The organism is Streptomyces inhibens, from assembly GCF_022221585.1.
GTDB lineage: Bacteria > Actinomycetota > Actinomycetes > Streptomycetales > Streptomycetaceae > Streptomyces > Streptomyces inhibens.
The window spans coordinates 5195341-5211521 of sequence record NZ_CP084681.1 but is presented as its reverse complement, the minus strand read 5'-3'; the positions used below and the strand labels follow the sequence as shown (position 1 = coordinate 5211521).

The following is a 16181-nucleotide window of genomic DNA, read 5'->3' as shown; positions in this document are numbered from 1 at the left end:
AGGCTAGTCAGCACCGTCGGTCTTGGTTGGCGATGTTGCCGTGCTTTTGATGTTGCTGCGCCAGTTTGTCTTGTTGTTACCGGAGTTGCTGTTGGTGTTGCCCTTGCTCGCGTACGCGCCCGCGCGGGCCGCCGCCCAGACGGCGATGGCGGTGGACTCGGCGAGGTCCTGGTCGACGGGGCGACGAGCGATCAGGATCCGGTAGTAGAAGGGCGCGCCGAGGGCCGACATCACCTCCTCCGGGTCGGTGTCCGCGGGCAGCTCGCCGCGTGCGACGGCCCGCTGCACCATCCGGCCCGCCAGCACCAGCCGTTCACCGAAGAAGGACCGCAGCACCGCGGCCGCCTGCGGGTCGCGGGCCGCGGCGGAGACCACCGCCTCGATCAGCCGGCACATCCGCGCATCCCCGTAGAACGCGCTGAGCGAGCGGGCCAGCGCACGCAGATCCCCGGGCAGCGTGCCGGTGTCCGGCAGCGGCACATCGGAGCTCAGATCGGTCAGCAGCTCGCAGACCAGCCTCTCGACGCAGCGCCAGCGCCGGTAGAGCGTCGCCACATGAATTCCCGAGCGCTGAGCGACCTTCTCCATGGTGAGCGCGGCGAAGCCGCCGTGCCCCAACTCCTTGAAGACGGCGGTTAATACGGCCTCGCGGGTGCGGGCGGTCCGCCCGCCGGGCCGGGCCCCTCCCGGGGCATGGTGCGCTGTCGTCACGACGGCTCCGTATTGCAGTGCGGGTTCACGCCAAGTATTGTCCGAGAAAGATTAACGCGAGCAACTTCGCGTTAATCCTGGTGCGCGCTGGTCTCGCAGGGACGGGGGACGCCGCGGGGGAGGTCCTCTCACCGCGAGACCGCGCTGCTCACCGAGTTTGAAGGACGATTTCCGGTCAGTTATCCGACTGCCGAGGTTCGCCCGGATTGACATCTCATGGCACCTCACGCCCGTGCCCTCCCGGGCGCGGTCTCACCTCCCGGCCGCGCCTCACTCCCGCGCGCCCAGCACATAACCGACGCCCCGCACCGTACGGATCGGCCGCGGCCCGCCGCCCGCCTCCGTCTTCCCGCGCAGCTGCACGATGTGCGCCTCCAGCGCGTTGGCGGACGGCAGTTCGTCCCCGGTCCACACCTGCGCCATCAGCTGCTCGCCGGTGAGCACCTGGCGCGCGTGCTGGAGGAGATGGCGCAACAGCATCGCGAACGACCGCAGCACGGCGGGGTCGTCGTCGACGAGGAGGATGCGGGGAAGGTCCGATGGCGGCACCGACACCTGCACCGGCTCCGGCCGTCCGCCCGGCGACTCCACACTCACCATCGGGGGTCGCCGCCGGGCAGCCACACCTCGTCGCGGAAGAGCGGGCGTCCGTCGTCGGACAGCGGTAGCCGTAGCTCGCCGGTGTCCATGACCGCGTTGTTCTGCGAACGGTGCAGCCGGGAGTACGCCCCGCCCGCGCGGGTCAGCAGCTCCTCGTGCCGCCCGGTCTCCACGATCCGGCCGCCGTCCAGGACGAGGATGCGGTCGGCGTCGGGCGCGAGATTGAGATCGTGCGTGATCATGATGGTGGTGCGGCCGCGCATCAGCCTGCGCAGCGGCTTGACGATACGGCGTGCGGCGAGCGCGTCCAGCCCGGTGGTCGGCTCGTCCAGGACGAGGACCGGCGCATCACGCAGCATGGCCCGGGCGATCGCCAGGCGCTGGAGCTGACCGCCCGACAGACGCGCCGAGTTGGGGTCGATCTCGGTCTCGTACCCGTCGGGCAGCGCGTTGATGAACGCGTCCGCGTCGGCGGCCCGCGCGGCCTCGACGATCTCGTGGTCGCTCGCTCCGGGGCGTCCGCAGGCGATGTTCTCGCGGATGGTGTCGTGCAGGATCAGGGTCTTCTGCGGCAGCAGGGTCACCCGCTCGCGCAGCCGGTTCAGCGGGAGTTGGTGCAGCGGCACACCCTCCAGCGTCACGGTCCCGGAATCCGGGTCGTAGAAGCGCAGCAGCAGCTTGGAGACGGTGGACTTGCCCGCGCCGCTGGGCCCGGTGACGATCAGTAGCTCGCCGGGGCGGGCGGTGAGGGACATCCGGGCCAGGGCCGGCTCGGGCGTACGGGCCGAGCCGTCCGTGGCGTCCGTGGCGTCCGTGGCGTCCGTGGCGTCCGCAGTGGGGTAGCGGAAGCCGACGTCGTGGAACTGGACCGTGCCGTGGAGGGAGAGGCCGGGGCGGGGGTGGAGCGCGGGGCCGGTCGGTACGGGGATCGTCGATGAGCAATCGACACAATTCCCCCGCCGCACATCCCACGCCTATTCCGCGCACAGCTCGCCCATATCCAAGAGAAGCCGATCAACGCCCATTGGCTGAGATTCACCCATCAAGAGGCGCACCTGATGACCGATATGCAACTTATGCCCGCATAGCGGAGAGAGTTGACGGACTCACAGCAGGCACTTAGGTTACCCTTACCTTATTTTTGAACGAAGGTTTTCAGCCATGCTCAGATCCAGATCCAGATCCCCGCTGCGTTCACTCGCTCCGGCCGTCCCGTCGGAGAACTGAGCAGTGGCCCCGATCTCCGACAGATCGATGGCCGTTCCGGCTCCTCGACCCGTCAGGCTGCCGAGCTGGTCCGCGCCTGCCAACGACGGCGACGGCGGCGACGGCAGTCGAGTCCGCGAGAACCCGACCACCCCGGTCTGGGCGCTCGTCGCCGTGGGAGTCCTGAGCACCGCCGCCCTGGCAGCCGTCTGCTGGGGGGCCGGTCATCTCCACGCCGACCCGCCCCTACAGCTGGCCGCCCGTTTCCTGCATCTCGTGGCGCTCGTCGTCGGGCTGGGCTCCGTGCTCGCCGTCGACTGGTTCGCCCTCCTGTGGATGCTCGGACGACGACGACTGAACGACGTCCTGCGCACCGCCTCCGCACTACAGGTCCCGACCTGGCTCGGGCTGGCCGGGCTGATCGTCACCGGCCTGTTCCTCCGTCCGGACGTGGCATCGCCATTGACCCGGCTCAAGCTGGGTCTTGTGCTGGCCATCACCCTCAACGGCCTTTACGCCCATTGGCTCGGGCAGCGCCTCGATCGGTACACGGACGCTCGGGTGCCCCGCGCGCTGCGCATCCGGTCCGGTGTTGCCGCCTCCGTCAGCCAGCTCGGCTGGTGGGGCGCCAGCCTGATCGGTTTCCTCAACGGTCACCCCTGACCCGGCGACCGCAGCAGGCCGTGACCCGACCCGACGGCCCTGTCGACCGCTTCTCACGGAGTCCAGGCCGATCACGGAGTCCGGGCCGACGGCCCCACATCGCGAGGCCCGCGACCCTCTGCACGACCGATCACGGACCTCGCCGACATATATACGGGCCTCGCCGACGTATATGACGCGCTCGCGGACTGCCCCGCCACCTGGGTCCCGCGAGCGCGCCGGCCACGAATCGGTCAGAGGCGGCGTACCCGCGCAGCGATCCCATGGCCGAGCAGAAGGTAAATCACGGCAGGCAGGCCGTAATTGAGGAAAACCCGCAGACCTTCGACCTCCATGGTGAAGATGTCCTGGGACCATCCGGCGAGCCAGTCGGCCATACCGTGCACAAAGCCGACGAAGACATTTCCCTGGTTGGCGTCCAGCAGATACAGCAGGATCCACAGACCCAGAAAACCTGCGGCGATGTCCGCGATCGTATGGATGACCAAGGCTGTCCGGTTTACTCCGGCGCCGTCCCGGCTACGCCTGCGGGCGTCCCGGTTATGGTCATAGGGGTGGTAGGAGTCGTTTACGGGCATGGGTTCATGGGGACCGTTCATGCCCCCCCTACTTGCCTCGGGCGAGTACACGAAACGTCTTTCAAACCTGCGATTTCATATCGCTTTCCGGCTCCGGACCCGCAGATCGATCTTTGTCGCGAACTCCGATGTCGTCATTACTTACGGATTCCATGCCCGATCCGCTCTGAACACAGAACTCCCGCAAGCCAGTTGGCGACCCGATCGATTCTCACCGGCACAGGAACCCCTCGCAGGCGGATGTTTCGCCTCTCTCGACAGAAGTCGAACAAGTGGGGACAAGGGCAGTTACGGGAGCCCTTGCCGTTGTGAAGAAACGTTCAACTGTTTACAGTTGGCCGCTCACTCGCCCGCCGTGTCATGCATCCGGCGGGCATCTTCACCTTATGGGGAGATCCATGCGCAAGCGCGCAATCTTCGCTGTACTCGCCGCTGCCACCGCAGTGGCGGGCGGATTCACCGTTTCGTCCGCGTACGCGGACGAGACCGTCGGCGACATCCAGATCACCAATGTCGCCGTCAACGGCGGCAAGGACATCGCGATCGGCCTCGCCGACAAGACGATCACCGTTTCTGTGACCGCCACCGATCCCTCGGGCATCTGGGACGCCGATTTCCACCTGTGGCGCGGCACCGACCCCGACAACCCCGACGGCTACATCAAGCCGAACGAAGACACCACCCCCGCGGACTGCGTCGCCTCCAGCGCGACCACCTCCACCTGCTCGAAGACCTTCACCTTCGAACCGGACTCGTGGCTCACCAACGCCGACGCCGGAACCTGGAAGGTCGGAGTCCAGGTGTGGGCCAACGACGACAGCCGGGCCCAGCGGGACGCCTACACGACCACCCGCCTCCAGCGTTTCTCCAAGCTGACGGTCAACGCAGCCCCGGAGCCGGTGGCCAAGGGCAAGACCCTCACGGTCACCGGAAAGCTCACCCGTGCGAACTGGGACACCGACACCTACGCGGGCTACACCGTCCAGCCGGTCAAGCTCCAGTTCCGCAAGGCGGGCACCAGCACCTACACCACCCTCAAGACGGTGAACACCTCCAGCACCGGTGACCTGAAGACCACGGCCACCGCGTCCGTGGACGGCTACTGGCGCTGGAGCTTCGCCGGCACCTCGACCACCCCGGCCGTCTCGGCGACCGGCGACTACGTCGACGTGCAGTAGTAGCCCTGGGTATGGCGGGTGCCGGACGGTGCGGTGCGCATCTGCCGGCCGTGCCGGCATCTGTCACCCCGGATCAGAGGCCGCTTCGGCGCTCATGGCCACTCGCTACGCCATCGGCAGCGCCACGCCCTCTCTCCATTTGAGGATCGAATGGAGAGAGGGATAGGGGCTGACCTGCTGCTTTGCCACGAAACCCCTGCCGACCAGGGAAAACTACGCTTGGTAGTTCTCACTGGTCCGCAGGGTTTTCCGTTGCACTGTGCCCTGGATGTGCCCGGCGGCATCGTCACCCCGCGGGGGCGGCCACCAGCGTGCGCACAGTCATGGGCTCAGCCAGGACACGGTCCAGGACCTGCCTGGCATGCAGAAAATGGGCCGTTGCGAAATGTCCCTGCAGAGCCCCCGGGCCAGTCCACTCCTCGACAACCACCATGCGGGCCGGACGGTTGGGGTCAACATAGGGGCTGTACGCGAGACAGCCAGGTTCTTCCAGAGATGGTTCGATCATCGCCTCCAGGGCGGTGCGCAGACGGTCCTCCTGACCCTGGGCAGCCAGGCATTCGGCAATGACGACGAGGGACATGGGCGGCGATCTCCTTGTGAGGTACGGCGGTCCTTGTGGAGTACGGCGGCTACGGGCGAGCGGGGCCCGTGCCCGCGCCGGAGTCGGTGATCGCGGCGGCGATCTCGTCGAGGTCGGCCCGCGTCAGGTGAACCGCGCCGGCTGCGATCCAGCCGTTGACCTGGCGGGGCGTGCGGGCGCCGACGATGGCGCCGGTGATGCCCGGCCAGGCCAGGGCCCAGGCGATGGCGACTTCGGCGACGGTGGCGCCGTGCCGGTCGGCGACGGGCCGCAGCGCGTCGGCCAGGCGGAGGTTGGCGGTCAGGCCCGTGGTGAAGTCATGGTGGGCGGAGCGCCAGTCGTCGTCGGACAGGCTCGCGGCGCGTTCGGCCGAGAACGCGCCGGTGAGCAGGCCGGACTGGAGCGGGGAATAGACGATCACACCGGTGTCGTGGGCGTGGGCCCAGGCGATCTCAGGCGCGGCCGAGCGGTTGATGGCCGAGAACGGAGGCTGGATGACGTCGACATGGGCGATCCGCTCCGCGGCGTCGAGTTGCTCGGCCGAGTGATTGGACAGACCGATTGCGCGGACCTTCCCCTCGGCCTTGAGATCGGCCATGACCTGCCAGTACTCCTCCAGCGGGGTGGCGTTCGGGGAGACGGACCCGTAGCCGTCTCCCGCGTACTCCAGCGATTCGCCGCTGTCCGGATAGTGCACCTGGTACAGGTCGATGTGGTCGACACCCAGACGCCGGAGGGAGTCCTCGATCTCGCGGCGGACGCTGGCCGGCTTCATGATCCGGCGGGGTGCGGCCTGCGGGTTGTCCGGGTCCCAGACCAGCCCGGCCTTGGTGAAGATGTAGGGGCGCTCGGCCTCGGGCAGGCCGGCGATGGCCTTGCCGACCAGTTCCTCGGAGTGCCCCAGCCCGTACACGGCAGCGGTGTCGATCCAGTTGACGCCCGAGGCGACCGCGTGGCGGATGGCGGCGATGGACTCGTCGTCGTCGGTGGCGCCCCAGGCGAAGCGCCATCCCGCGCCGGACACCGCCCAGGATCCGAAGCCGACGCGGGTGATGTCCATGCCGGTGGTGCCGAGCGGAAGGGCCGGCAGGTTGGTTGCGCTCATGTCGCGTATCTCCCCATACGGTTGGAGGGCCGGGGCCGGGCGGGCCGCCGGTCTGCCGGAACCGATCCGGCGTCCACCACTGTGGTGCCGGCCGCCGGGCCGACCCAGTGGCAGCCCATGCCTGGGCACGGCATGACCAGGCAAAGGCCACCGCGCACGGCGCCGGGCCGTGAATACTGGCCGCATGGCACTGGACCGACGTACAGAACTGGGTGAGTTTCTCCGCTCCCGCCGGGCACGGCTGCGGCCCGAGGAACTGGGGCTGCCGGACTACGGGAGCCGCCGCCGGGTGCCCGGGCTGCGCCGGGAGGAACTGGCCCAGCTGGCCGGGGTGAGCGTGGATCACTACGTCCGGCTGGAACAGGGCCGCACCCTGCACTTCTCCGAGGAGGTGCTGGACGCGGTCGCCCGCGCCCTGCGCCTGGACGCGGTGGAGCGCGAGCACCTGTACCGGCTGGCACGCCCCGTACCCCGGTCGGAACCGGGGCGCGGGGACGGCGAACCCCGCCCGCAGCAGGTGCGACCGGGCCTGCGCCGGCTCCTGGACTCGACACCTGACGTCCCGGCGTACATCGTCGGCCGCAACACCGACGTCCTGGCCTGGAACCGCCTCGCAGCAGCCCTGATCACCGACTTCGGCGCGCTTCCTCCCCGGCAGCGGAACCTGGCCCGCCTGGTCTTCCTCGACGAGGGGATGCGCGATCTGTACGCCGACTGGCGCGGCAAGGCCAGTGACGTGGCCGCCTACCTCCGTCTCGACGCCGCACGCCACCCAGACGATCCGCACACGGCGGAGCTGCTCGACGAACTCACCACCGCCAGCCCGGTGTTCCAGGAGGTCTGGGCGGAGCATCGCCTCAAGGACAAGACCCACGGACGCTACGGCTACCGGCACCCCGTGGTGGGCGAGTTGGACCTCCGCTTCGAGACGCTACGTCTGCCGGACGACCCGGACCAGGCCCTGATCGCCCACACCGTGGAGGAAGGCTCGCCCTCGCACACCGCGCTGCGGCTGCTGGCCGCCTGGGCCGGGGAAAGGACTCCGGTCGGCTGAACAGCCATCCGCCGTCACGCCCCGCCGTCACAGTCCGCCCGAGACGACCTGGTCACGACGCCTTCAGCAGCGCGTGCACGGGCATCTGCGGGGAGTCTGCACCCATGCCGGCATCTCGCGGGGTTGACCGTTTCCGCAGGTCAGAGCCCGTATCTTGCCTTGCTCCCCTTACGAAGCCATCGGCAGCGCCGCCCCCTCGCGCCACTTGAGGATCTTGTCGAAGCTGACCACCGCGCCGCAGCGGCCCGTGCGGTTGCGGTAACGCACGTGGTCGGTGAGGGCCTCGATCAGAAAGAGCCCCCGGCCGTCCTCGGCGAAGGCGGGGGCCTGCGCGGGGGCGGGCACGGGGGCCGGCGTGGGGGCGCGGTCCGTGGCGGTATGGGGTGGGGCGGAGGGCTCGGGGCTGGTGCGGAAGCCGGGGCCCGAGTCGGTGACCTCGATACGGCAGGTGTCGCCGTCGATGAAGGCCGTGACGCGGTAGTCCTCGGTGGCCGCGTCGCCGCCGTGTTCGACGGCGTTCGCGCAGGCTTCGGAGAGCGCCACCGACAGGTCGTAACAGATGTCCGGGTCGACGCCGGCTGTCTCCATCGTGCCCAGCAGCAGACGACGGGCGAGCGGCACGCTTGCAGCCTCACGCCGCAAATGGAGTGACCACCAGATGCTCATCGCTCCAGCCTCCTGGCCGCGGCTCGACATACCGATACCTATTGCCGCGCCACAAGGTCCGTAAGCATGTCCGGGACGTGATACCGCTCATTCGGCGGATGCGAAGAGTGAGCGCACCGGTGTAGGCGAAGCGCCGGGCATGCGCCGTCGCGCGCCCCGGCCGGTACCTCGGACGCCCTGGTAGGCGCCCCCTCCCCTCTGCTGCTGCCCTCGAAGGTGCCGTACCTGCCGTGGGAGATCCATAAGCGCAGTGGGATGATGGCGCGGCCATGATTGCCCCGCCCGCCTCCACAGCGCGCGCAGCCGCCGATCTGCGACTGCTGAGGGCCGCGGTGTTCACCGCGGTCTGTGTCGCGCTGTCCGCCGCCGGGCACATGGCCGCTTCGTGCGCGGCGGTCCCGCTGTGGACGCTGGGTGTGGCCGCCGCCGTGGTGTTCGCGGTCGCGGCCCCGCTGGCCGGGCGGGAACGCTCCTTGCCGGGGATCGCCGCGGGTCTCGCCGTGGGCCAGCTCACGCTGCACTCGCTGTACTCGTGGGGCCAGTGCTCGACGTCGATGCCGACGGCCGCGATGAGCGGCACCGGTAACGGCCGCGTGGGCGGGCTGTCCGATCAGGCCGCCATCAGCATCGCCCGGCATGTGATGTGCGGGCTCGGCACCGGGCGGGTGGACGGCGCGGAGGCGCGCCGGATCCTCGGCTCCGGCGGCTTCGGCACTGCCTCCGCCGCCGGCATGACGGCACCGGCGGGGCACACCACGGCCGGTGGCACGGCCACCGACCCGGCGGTGGCGCACGTTCTGCTGCCGTCGCTGCCCATGCTGCTGGGGCATCTGCTGGCCGCCCTCGCGGTCGGCTGGCTGCTGCGGCGGGGCGAGGTGGCGCTGTGGCGGCTGGTCCGGCTGTCGACTCCGGCGGCGTACGAGATCGCGGTACACACGCTGGTCGGCGCGGTGCGCGGGGCGCTTGCGCTCGTTCGCTCCCTGCTCGCCGGGCTCGGTGCGGCGCACGACGAGGCGCTGCGCGCCCCCGTTTCGTACGGGGATGACAAACGCGGCCCGAAGGACCCCGCGCTCCACCACAGTGTCGTCAGGCGAGGACCGCCCTCCCTGGCCACCCTGGCCCTCGCGGCCTGACGTCACGCGAAGCACGCTCCCACAGGACGGGTACGGGCTCGCGCGCCGTCGCCGCGCGTGCCACTCACCCCACCGTCACCAGCACCTTTCTCCTTCCTGTGGAGTGTTTTTCGATGTCGGAGTTTTCGCAGATGGCCCAGCAGTCGCAGCAGTCGGACGTTTCGCGGGCGCGGCGGCTCGGGCGGCGGCTGCCGCTCGTGGGCGGGATCGCGGTCGGCAGTGTGCTGCTGCTCGCCGGCCCGGCCTTCGCACACGTCAGCGTGCAGCCCGGCGAGGCCGCAAAGGGCGGCTACGCGACCGTCAACTTCAAGGTCCCCAATGAGCGGGACGACGCCTCGACGGTGAAGCTTGAGGTCACGCTGCCGACCGACCACCCGCTGGCGTCCGTCATGCCGCAGCCGGTGCCCGGCTGGAAGGTATCGGTCACCAAGGCCAAGCTCGCCAAGCCGGTCGAGATGGAGGGCGAGAAGATCACCGAGGCGCCCTCGAAGATCACCTGGACCGCCGACGGCAAGGGCGTGGAGCCCGGCCAGTTCCAGCAGTTCCCGCTCTCCGTCGGGCAGCTGCCCGAGGACGCCGACCAGCTCGTCTTCAAGGCCCTCCAGACGTACGACGACAAGGAGGTCGTGCGCTGGATCGAGCCGACGAAGGAGGGCGCCCCGGAGCCGGAGAACCCGGCGCCGGTGCTCAAGCTCACCGCGGCGACCGGCGAGGACGGACACGGCGCCGCCGGCGCGGACGACAAGCACGGCGCCAAGGACGGCGCCAAAGAGACTGCCGCGGCCGCGGACAGCTCCACGAGTGACACCACTGCGCGTGTCCTGGGCGCGATCGGCATCGTCGTCGGCATCGTCGGAGTCGGCTTCGGCGTGCTCGCCGGCCGGCGCCGTAACGCCTGACCACCGGACGGGCCGGCGCCCGACCCGCGCCGGCCCGGCACCTTTTCCCGGACGAACGGGATCCGATTTCCCGGACGAACGGGATCCGACACACGGGATTTATCTGCAATGCGTAGAAGGACCCTGCTCGCGTCCGCCCTCACGGCGGCCGCGGCCCTCAGCCTGACCGCCTGCGGCGACGACGACGGCAAGCCCGCCGCCGTGGTCTCCGGTGCCACGACCTCCAAGCCGATCGTCACGCTCGACAGCCCGTTGGAGAAGCCGGACCTGGTCCTCACCGACTCCAACGGCAAGAAGTACGACCTGCTGGAGAAGACCAAGGGCCACCCGACACTGATCTACTTCGGCTACACCCACTGCCCGGACGTCTGCCCGCTGACGATGGCCAACATCGCGGTCGCGGTGAAGCAGCTGCCCAAGGCCGAGCAGAAGGATCTGCGGGTGGTCTTCGTGACCTCCGACCCGGAGCGGGACACCCCGGCCGCGCTCAAGAAGTGGCTCGGCGGCATCAACAAGGACTTCACCGGCCTGACCGGCACGTTCGACACCATCCAGGCCGGCGCGCGCAGCGTGAACATCGGCATCGAGAAGCCGGTCAAGAAGAAGAACGGCGATGTCGTCTCCACCCATGGCGCGCAGGTTCTGCTGAGCTCTCCCAAGGACGACAAGATCCACTGGATGGGCATGCAGGAGGCCACCTCCGACAACTACACCAAGGCACTTCCGAAGATCGTCAAGGGACAGAACCCGTGAACCGCCGCACCACCCTCGCCGCCGCCCTCGCCCTCACCGCCGGTCTCGCGCTGGCGGGCTGCGGCGGCGACTTGGCACCACAGCTCAAGGTCGCCGACCCCTACATGCCGCAGCCGGTCACCCAGGACATGGCCGGCGCGTTCTTCACCGTCAAGAACAGCGGTGGCGCCGCCGACAAACTCACCTCGGTCACCAGCGACCTGGCCAAGGACATCTCGATCCACAAGACCGTCGGCAACAAGATGGAGCGGGTCAACTCGCTGGCGATACCCGCAGGCGGCGAGCTTGAGCTCGGCCGAGGCGGCAACCATCTGATGTTCATGGGCCTGAAGAACAAGCCGGTCAAGGGCGACAAGGTCGCCATCGAGCTGCACTTCGCCACCGCCAAGCCGATCAAGGTGGAGGTCCCGGTCAAGGCCGCGGACTACGCGCCGAAGAAGTAGCCGAAGAAGCAGAGATATAGAGAAGCAGCGATGTAGCGAAGCAGAGAAGCAGTGGGCGTCACAGGCAGCAACGGCAACGGAAGTTAGGGGAGCGATCACTATGGTCACCACCGGGCTTCGACCGCGACGGTCGGCCCTGCGCCTGCTGATCGTCGTGGCGGCGCTGGCCGCCACGCTGCTCGGCGGGCTGTTCGGCGGTGCCGTCCCGGCCTCCGCACATGCCGCGCTGACCGGCAGCACCCCCGCGCAGGGTTCGGTGGTCGACCAGGCCCCCGAGCAGGTGACGCTCACCTTCTCCGAGGGCGTGGCGATGGGCGACGACTCCATTCGGGTCCTGGATCCGCAGGGCAAACGGGTGGACCGCGGCAAGCTGCGCAACCTGTGCAGCGACAGCATCGTCAAATACGGCGCGGGGCTGCCGTCGGGGCTCCGCGACGGTACGTACACCGTCGCCTGGCAGGCGGTCTCCGCCGACAGCCACCCGGTCTCCGGCGCCTTCACCTTCTCCGTCGGCGCACCCTCCAAGACCACCGCCCCGGTCCCCCAACAGGAGGCCGGCGGCGGTCTGGTGGGCGCGCTCTACGGCATCGCCCGCTACCTCGCCTACGCCGGGTTCGTGCTGCTGGCCGGCGGCGCCACCTTCGTGGTGGCCTGCCGGCCCGCCGCCGCCCTCGTACGGTCCGTACAGCGGCTGGTGGTCCAGGGCTGGGCGGCGCTGACCGCCACCACCCTCGCGATGCTGCTGTTGCGCACCCCGTACACCGGGTCGGGCGATCTCGCCGATGTCTTCGACCTCGGCGGGCTCCAGCAGGTCCTGATCACCAAGCCGGGCGCGGCGCTGGTCTCCCGGCTGCTGCTGCTCGCCGCCGCGGCGCTGTTCGTGGCGGTGCTCTTCGGGGCGTACGCGCGGGCGCAGGAACCGGCGGAGGCGGACGAGGACGCCGCGGACGCCATGGACGCCGCGGAGGAAGCCAAGCGGCGCAAGGACCTCACCCTCGGGCTCGCCATCGGCGGAGTGATCGTCGCCGCCGGACTCGCCGCGACCTGGGCGATGGCCGAGCACGCTTCGACAGGTCTGCAGACCGCCGTCGCGATGCCCGTCGATGTGCTGCATCTGCTCGCGGTCGCCACCTGGCTCGGCGGGCTGGCGGCGCTGGTCGCGTCCCTGTACTGGGGGCCGCCGGTCGAGCGGGCCGCGGTACGCCGCTTCTCGCGGATCGCGTTCGGCTCCGTGGTGGTGCTGGTGGCCACCGGCAGCTACCAGTCCTGGCGGCAGGTCGGCAGCTGGCGCGCGTTGACCGACACCACGTACGGGCGGCTGCTGTTGATCAAGGTGGGCCTGGTCGTGGTCCTCGTCGGGATCGCCTGGATGTCGCGGCGGTGGACGGGGCGGCTGGCGGAGGTGACGGCGCCGGAGGGCCGAGTGCCGGAGGCGGACGCCGAGGACACGGACGCTGAGGCGGAAGCGGAACCAGCGGAAGCGGCGCCCGAGGCGGAGAAGGACACGGCCCCCGAAGACACGGCCCCGGAGAAGGAGCTCGTCTCCGTCCCGGCCGCTTCCGCCGCTTCCACCGCTTCCGCCGCCACCCCCGACCCCGCCCGCGCCGCCCAACTCGCCCGGCAGCAGGCCGCGTTGCGTACCGCCCGTACCAAGCGGCTGCGCGACGCGGATCCGGTGCGGCTGGGGCTGCGCCGGTCCGTGCTGGCGGAGGCGGCGGTCGCCGTCGTCCTGCTCGTGGTGACCACGGCGCTGACCGCGACCGAGCCGGCCCGTACGGAGGAGGCGGTCAAGGCCGCTTCGGGTGGGCGGTCCGCCGCGGCCAACCAGCCGCAGGTGCTGACCATCCCGTTCGACACCGGCGGTCCGCGCGGCAAGGGCACCGCCCGGCTCGACCTCGACCCCGGGCGCAGCGGCAGCGCCAATGAGCTGCGGCTGCGGCTCTCCGACCCGTCGGGCCGGACGATGGACGTCCCCGAGGTGAAGGTCTCCTTCACCCTGAAGGCCAAGAAGCTCGGGCCGCTGCCGGTCGTCCCCGGGCACCTCAGCAAGGGCCACTGGCGCGCGAGCGGCGTCCAGCTGCCGGTCCCCGGGCAGTGGCAGATCTCGCTGCTCGTACGGACCTCCGACATCGACCAGGTGACCGAGACCAAGAACGTGAAGATCGGCTGATGAGCAAGCAACCCAAGCAAGCCCCGATCCGGCGGCCCTCGGACCCGCAGGTCCCGGCCCAGCGGGCGTCCGCCCCGCAGACCTCCGTGGAGCTCTCCCGCCGCCGGCTGCTCGGCACCGTCGGCGCGGCGGGCGCGGCCGGACTGGTCGTCGGCGGGGCCGGCGGCGCCCTCGGGGTCTCCGCCGAGCGGTCCGCCGGGCATGACGCAGCCCACGAGGCGCTGACCACCATCGGCTCGACCGAGGTCCCGTTCCGGGAGGCGCGCGCCAAACACCAGGCGGGGATCACCACCCCGTTGCAGGCCAGCGGGCATCTCGTCGCCTTCGACCTGGCGCCGGGCGCGGACCGCAAGGCGGCGGCCGCGCTGCTGCGCCGCTGGTCGCGGACGGCCGAGGAGCTGATGGCCGGGCGCACTCCGGACGCCGACACGGGGGTCGCGCTGGACGCCGGTCCGTCGTCGCTGAGCATCACCTTCGGCCTCGGCCACAGCTTCTTCGACCGTACGGGCCTGCAAAAGCAGCGCCCCGTACAGCTCGACCCGCTGCCCGAGTTCTCCGCCGACGCGCTGGACCCCGAGCGCAGCAACGGCGATCTGTGGATCCAGATCGGCGCCGATGACGCGCTGGTCGCCTTCCATGCGCTGCGCGCGCTGCAGAAGGACGCGGCAGGCAGCGCGCGGCTGCGCTGGCAGATGAACGGCTTCAACCGCACACCCGGTGCCACCGCGCACCCGATGACCACCCGCAATCTGATGGGCCAGGTCGACGGCACCAACAACCCCAAGCCGTCGGACAAGGACTTCGACGAGCGGATCTTCGTGGGCCGGGACGCCGGCCAGGCGTGGATGCGCGGCGGCTCGTACGCCGTCGTCCGCCGGATCCGGATGCTGCTGGACGACTGGGAGAAGCGTTCACGGCACGACCAGGAGAAGATCATCGGGCGCCGCAAGGACAACGGGGCGCCGCTGACCGGCGGTTCCGAGGCCACCCCGATGCGGCTGGAGGCGAGCGGTGCGGACGGGCTGCCGGTGATCCCGGCCAACGCGCATGCACGGGTCGCCGCGCCGGAGTCGAACCAGGGCGCGGCGATGCTGCGCCGGCCGTTCTCCTTCCATGACGGGTTCCGCGAGGACGGTGCCCCGGACGCCGGGCTGCTGTTCATCTGCTGGCAGGCCGACCCACTGCGCGCCTTCACCCAGGTCCAGCGGAAGCTGGACCGCGGGGACGCGCTGTCGCCGTTCTTGCGGCACGAGGCGAGCGGACTGTTCGCGGTACCGCCGGCCGCGGAGCCGGGCGGCTACGTGGGCCGGCCGCTGCTGGAGGGCTGAGGCACCGGCCCGCCGAGATCCCGGCCCGCCGCGGCGCCGGCCCGTCGGAGTACCGGCCGTCGAGGTACCGGCCCACTCACCGGAAGTCCGGCCCGGGCTCCGTAACAGCTGGGTATCGTGGCAGGACAGGGAGAAGATCGGCGGGGTGCCCCCGCAATTACGCGAGGGAGTCCTTATCCATGTCGGCCAGCCGCTATACGTATCTCGGACCCGAGGGCACGTTCACGGAGGCCGCGCTGCGCAGCCTTCCCGAGGCGGCGACCCGCGAACTGGTGCCGATGGTGTCGGTGCCGGCCGCCCTGGACGCGGTGCGCGGCGGTGACGCCGCCGCGGCGCTGGTGCCGATCGAGAACTCCGTCGAGGGCGGGGTGACCACCACCCTCGACGAACTGGCCTCCGGCGAACCGCTGATGATCTACCGCGAGGTGCTGCTGCCGATCGCCTTCGCCCTGCTCGTCCGCCCCGGTACGGCGCTCAGCGAGGTGAAGACGGTGACCGGGCACCCGGTCGCCCAGCCTCAGGTGCGCAAGTGGCTGGCGGCCCAACTCCCCGAGGCCGTATGGGAGTCGGCGGCCTCGAACGCGGACGGCGCGCGGCTGGTGCAGGAGGGCCGCTACGACGGTGCGTTCGCGGGCGAGTTCGCGGCGGCGACGTACGGCCTGGAGCCGCTGGTCACCGATATCCACGACGCACAGAACGCGGCCACCCGCTTCGTCCTGGTGGGCCGCCCGGCCCGGCCGGCGTCGCCCACCGGCGCGGACAAGACCTCGGTCGTGCTGTGGCTGCGCGAGGACCACCCCGGTGCGCTGCTGGAGCTGCTCCAGGAGTACGCGGTCCGCGGCGTGAACATGATGCGGATCGAGTCCCGGCCGACCGGTGAGGGCATCGGCCGCTACTGCTTCTCGGTGGACTGCGAAGGGCACATCACCGACCGGCGGGTCAGCGAGGTCCTGATGGGCCTGAGGCGGATCTGCCGCGAGGTGCGGTTCCTCGGCTCGTATCCGCGGGCGGACGAGGTCACGGCGAGCGTGCGGCCGGAGATGACGGACTCGGCGTTCACCGAGGCGTCGGACTGGCTGGCGCGCTGCCTGGACGGGCGGGGCTGAGCGGA

At 70.3% G+C, this 16181-nt stretch carries 16 protein-coding genes and 1 pseudogene; 10 read left to right on the top strand and 7 right to left on the bottom strand.

Annotated features, from left to right (window positions below):
- Positions 1-3 precede the first annotated feature (3 nt).
- The 3 genes and pseudogenes from KI385_RS23770 to KI385_RS23760 all read right to left on the bottom strand — a co-directional run.
- Positions 4-711, bottom strand: a complete 708-nt coding sequence (locus tag KI385_RS23770) for a TetR/AcrR family transcriptional regulator (protein WP_281066896.1) — start codon at positions 709-711, stop codon at positions 4-6.
- 270 nt (positions 712-981) lie between these two features.
- Complete coding sequence (locus KI385_RS23765) at positions 982-1311, bottom strand: helix-turn-helix domain-containing protein (protein WP_238574164.1); 330 nt, start codon at positions 1309-1311, stop codon at positions 982-984.
- Positions 1305-2054: pseudogene (locus tag KI385_RS23760) on the bottom strand (ABC transporter ATP-binding protein); the annotation flags it as partial. The gene KI385_RS23765 and the pseudogene KI385_RS23760, both read right to left, overlap by 7 nt.
- 511 nt (positions 2055-2565) lie before the next feature.
- Here KI385_RS23760 and KI385_RS23755 point away from each other — a divergent pair.
- On the top strand, positions 2566-3180 hold the full coding sequence (locus KI385_RS23755; RefSeq protein ID WP_238574163.1) for a hypothetical protein: 615 nt from the start codon (positions 2566-2568) through the stop codon (positions 3178-3180).
- A gap of 233 nt (positions 3181-3413) precedes the next feature.
- Here KI385_RS23755 and KI385_RS23750 read toward each other — a convergent pair whose 3' ends face one another.
- Entirely contained in the window at positions 3414-3758 is a 345-nt protein-coding gene (locus tag KI385_RS23750; protein ID WP_238574162.1) for a hypothetical protein, read from the bottom strand.
- A gap of 398 nt (positions 3759-4156) precedes the next feature.
- Here KI385_RS23750 and KI385_RS23745 point away from each other — a divergent pair, with 398 nt between their 5' ends.
- On the top strand, positions 4157-4936 hold the full coding sequence (locus KI385_RS23745) for a DUF5707 domain-containing protein (RefSeq protein ID WP_238574161.1): 780 nt from the start codon (positions 4157-4159) through the stop codon (positions 4934-4936).
- 286 nt (positions 4937-5222) lie between these two features.
- On the opposite strand, the gene KI385_RS23740 is transcribed toward KI385_RS23745, so the two are convergent.
- Positions 5223-5519: a putative quinol monooxygenase gene (locus tag KI385_RS23740; protein ID WP_238574160.1), complete on the bottom strand. Its 297-nt coding sequence runs from the start codon at positions 5517-5519 to the stop codon at positions 5223-5225.
- A gap of 49 nt (positions 5520-5568) precedes the next feature.
- Positions 5569-6624 (bottom strand): aldo/keto reductase, encoded by a 1056-nt coding sequence (locus KI385_RS23735; protein ID WP_238574159.1) that lies wholly within the window; start codon positions 6622-6624, stop codon positions 5569-5571.
- A 184-nt stretch (positions 6625-6808) separates the two neighbouring features.
- Here KI385_RS23735 and KI385_RS23730 point away from each other — a divergent pair, with 184 nt between their 5' ends.
- The gene (locus tag KI385_RS23730) at positions 6809-7678 is read left to right on the top strand and encodes a helix-turn-helix transcriptional regulator (protein ID WP_238574158.1); all 870 of its coding nucleotides are present in this window, start codon (positions 6809-6811) and stop codon (positions 7676-7678) included.
- A gap of 168 nt (positions 7679-7846) precedes the next feature.
- On the opposite strand, the gene KI385_RS23725 is transcribed toward KI385_RS23730, so the two are convergent.
- Positions 7847-8344: an ATP-binding protein gene (locus tag KI385_RS23725; RefSeq protein WP_128508177.1), complete on the bottom strand. Its 498-nt coding sequence runs from the start codon at positions 8342-8344 to the stop codon at positions 7847-7849.
- 269 nt (positions 8345-8613) lie between these two features.
- Between KI385_RS23725 and KI385_RS23720 the strand changes: the two genes are divergently transcribed.
- The 7 genes from KI385_RS23720 (at position 8614) to pheA (ending at position 16176) form a co-directional block, all read left to right on the top strand.
- Positions 8614-9477: a hypothetical protein gene (locus KI385_RS23720; protein WP_238574157.1), complete on the top strand. Its 864-nt coding sequence runs from the start codon at positions 8614-8616 to the stop codon at positions 9475-9477.
- Between the two features lie 113 nt (positions 9478-9590).
- Positions 9591-10376, top strand: coding sequence for a YcnI family copper-binding membrane protein (locus tag KI385_RS23715; protein ID WP_238574156.1), 786 nt, complete (start codon positions 9591-9593; stop codon positions 10374-10376).
- 108 nt (positions 10377-10484) lie between these two features.
- The gene (locus tag KI385_RS23710) at positions 10485-11129 is read left to right on the top strand and encodes an SCO family protein (RefSeq protein ID WP_238574155.1); all 645 of its coding nucleotides are present in this window, start codon (positions 10485-10487) and stop codon (positions 11127-11129) included.
- On the top strand, positions 11126-11572 hold the full coding sequence (locus KI385_RS23705; RefSeq protein WP_238574154.1) for a copper chaperone PCu(A)C: 447 nt from the start codon (positions 11126-11128) through the stop codon (positions 11570-11572). The genes KI385_RS23710 and KI385_RS23705 overlap by 4 nt, the downstream gene beginning before the upstream one ends.
- A gap of 100 nt (positions 11573-11672) precedes the next feature.
- Positions 11673-13742, top strand: a complete 2070-nt coding sequence (locus tag KI385_RS23700; RefSeq protein WP_238574153.1) for a copper resistance CopC/CopD family protein — start codon at positions 11673-11675, stop codon at positions 13740-13742.
- The gene (gene efeB, locus KI385_RS23695; RefSeq protein WP_238574152.1) at positions 13742-15070 is read left to right on the top strand and encodes an iron uptake transporter deferrochelatase/peroxidase subunit; all 1329 of its coding nucleotides are present in this window, start codon (positions 13742-13744) and stop codon (positions 15068-15070) included. The genes KI385_RS23700 and efeB overlap by 1 nt, the downstream gene beginning before the upstream one ends.
- 179 nt (positions 15071-15249) lie before the next feature.
- Positions 15250-16176 carry a prephenate dehydratase gene (gene pheA, locus KI385_RS23690; protein ID WP_238574151.1) on the top strand — a complete coding sequence of 309 codons (927 nt, stop codon included), beginning with the start codon at positions 15250-15252 and terminating at the stop codon, positions 16174-16176.
- The last annotated feature ends 5 nt before the right edge of the window (positions 16177-16181 follow it).

Coding starts and splice junctions, on each gene's coding strand:
- KI385_RS23700 (WP_238574153.1), top strand. CDS start 11,673: ATGGTCACCACCGGGCTTCGACCGCGACGGTCGGCCCTGCGCCTGCTG.
- KI385_RS23750 (WP_238574162.1), bottom strand. CDS start 3,758: ATGCCCGTAAACGACTCCTACCACCCCTATGACCATAACCGGGACGCC.
- KI385_RS23710 (WP_238574155.1), top strand. CDS start 10,485: ATGCGTAGAAGGACCCTGCTCGCGTCCGCCCTCACGGCGGCCGCGGCC.
- KI385_RS23755 (WP_238574163.1), top strand. CDS start 2,566: ATGGCCGTTCCGGCTCCTCGACCCGTCAGGCTGCCGAGCTGGTCCGCG.
- KI385_RS23745 (WP_238574161.1), top strand. CDS start 4,157: ATGCGCAAGCGCGCAATCTTCGCTGTACTCGCCGCTGCCACCGCAGTG.
- KI385_RS23730 (WP_238574158.1), top strand. CDS start 6,809: ATGGCACTGGACCGACGTACAGAACTGGGTGAGTTTCTCCGCTCCCGC.
- pheA (WP_238574151.1), top strand. CDS start 15,250: ATGTCGGCCAGCCGCTATACGTATCTCGGACCCGAGGGCACGTTCACG.
- efeB (WP_238574152.1), top strand. CDS start 13,742: ATGAGCAAGCAACCCAAGCAAGCCCCGATCCGGCGGCCCTCGGACCCG.
- KI385_RS23740 (WP_238574160.1), bottom strand. CDS start 5,519: ATGTCCCTCGTCGTCATTGCCGAATGCCTGGCTGCCCAGGGTCAGGAG.
- KI385_RS23715 (WP_238574156.1), top strand. CDS start 9,591: ATGTCGGAGTTTTCGCAGATGGCCCAGCAGTCGCAGCAGTCGGACGTT.
- KI385_RS23725 (WP_128508177.1), bottom strand. CDS start 8,344: ATGAGCATCTGGTGGTCACTCCATTTGCGGCGTGAGGCTGCAAGCGTG.
- KI385_RS23735 (WP_238574159.1), bottom strand. CDS start 6,624: ATGAGCGCAACCAACCTGCCGGCCCTTCCGCTCGGCACCACCGGCATG.
- KI385_RS23720 (WP_238574157.1), top strand. CDS start 8,614: ATGATTGCCCCGCCCGCCTCCACAGCGCGCGCAGCCGCCGATCTGCGA.
- KI385_RS23765 (WP_238574164.1), bottom strand. CDS start 1,311: ATGGTGAGTGTGGAGTCGCCGGGCGGACGGCCGGAGCCGGTGCAGGTG.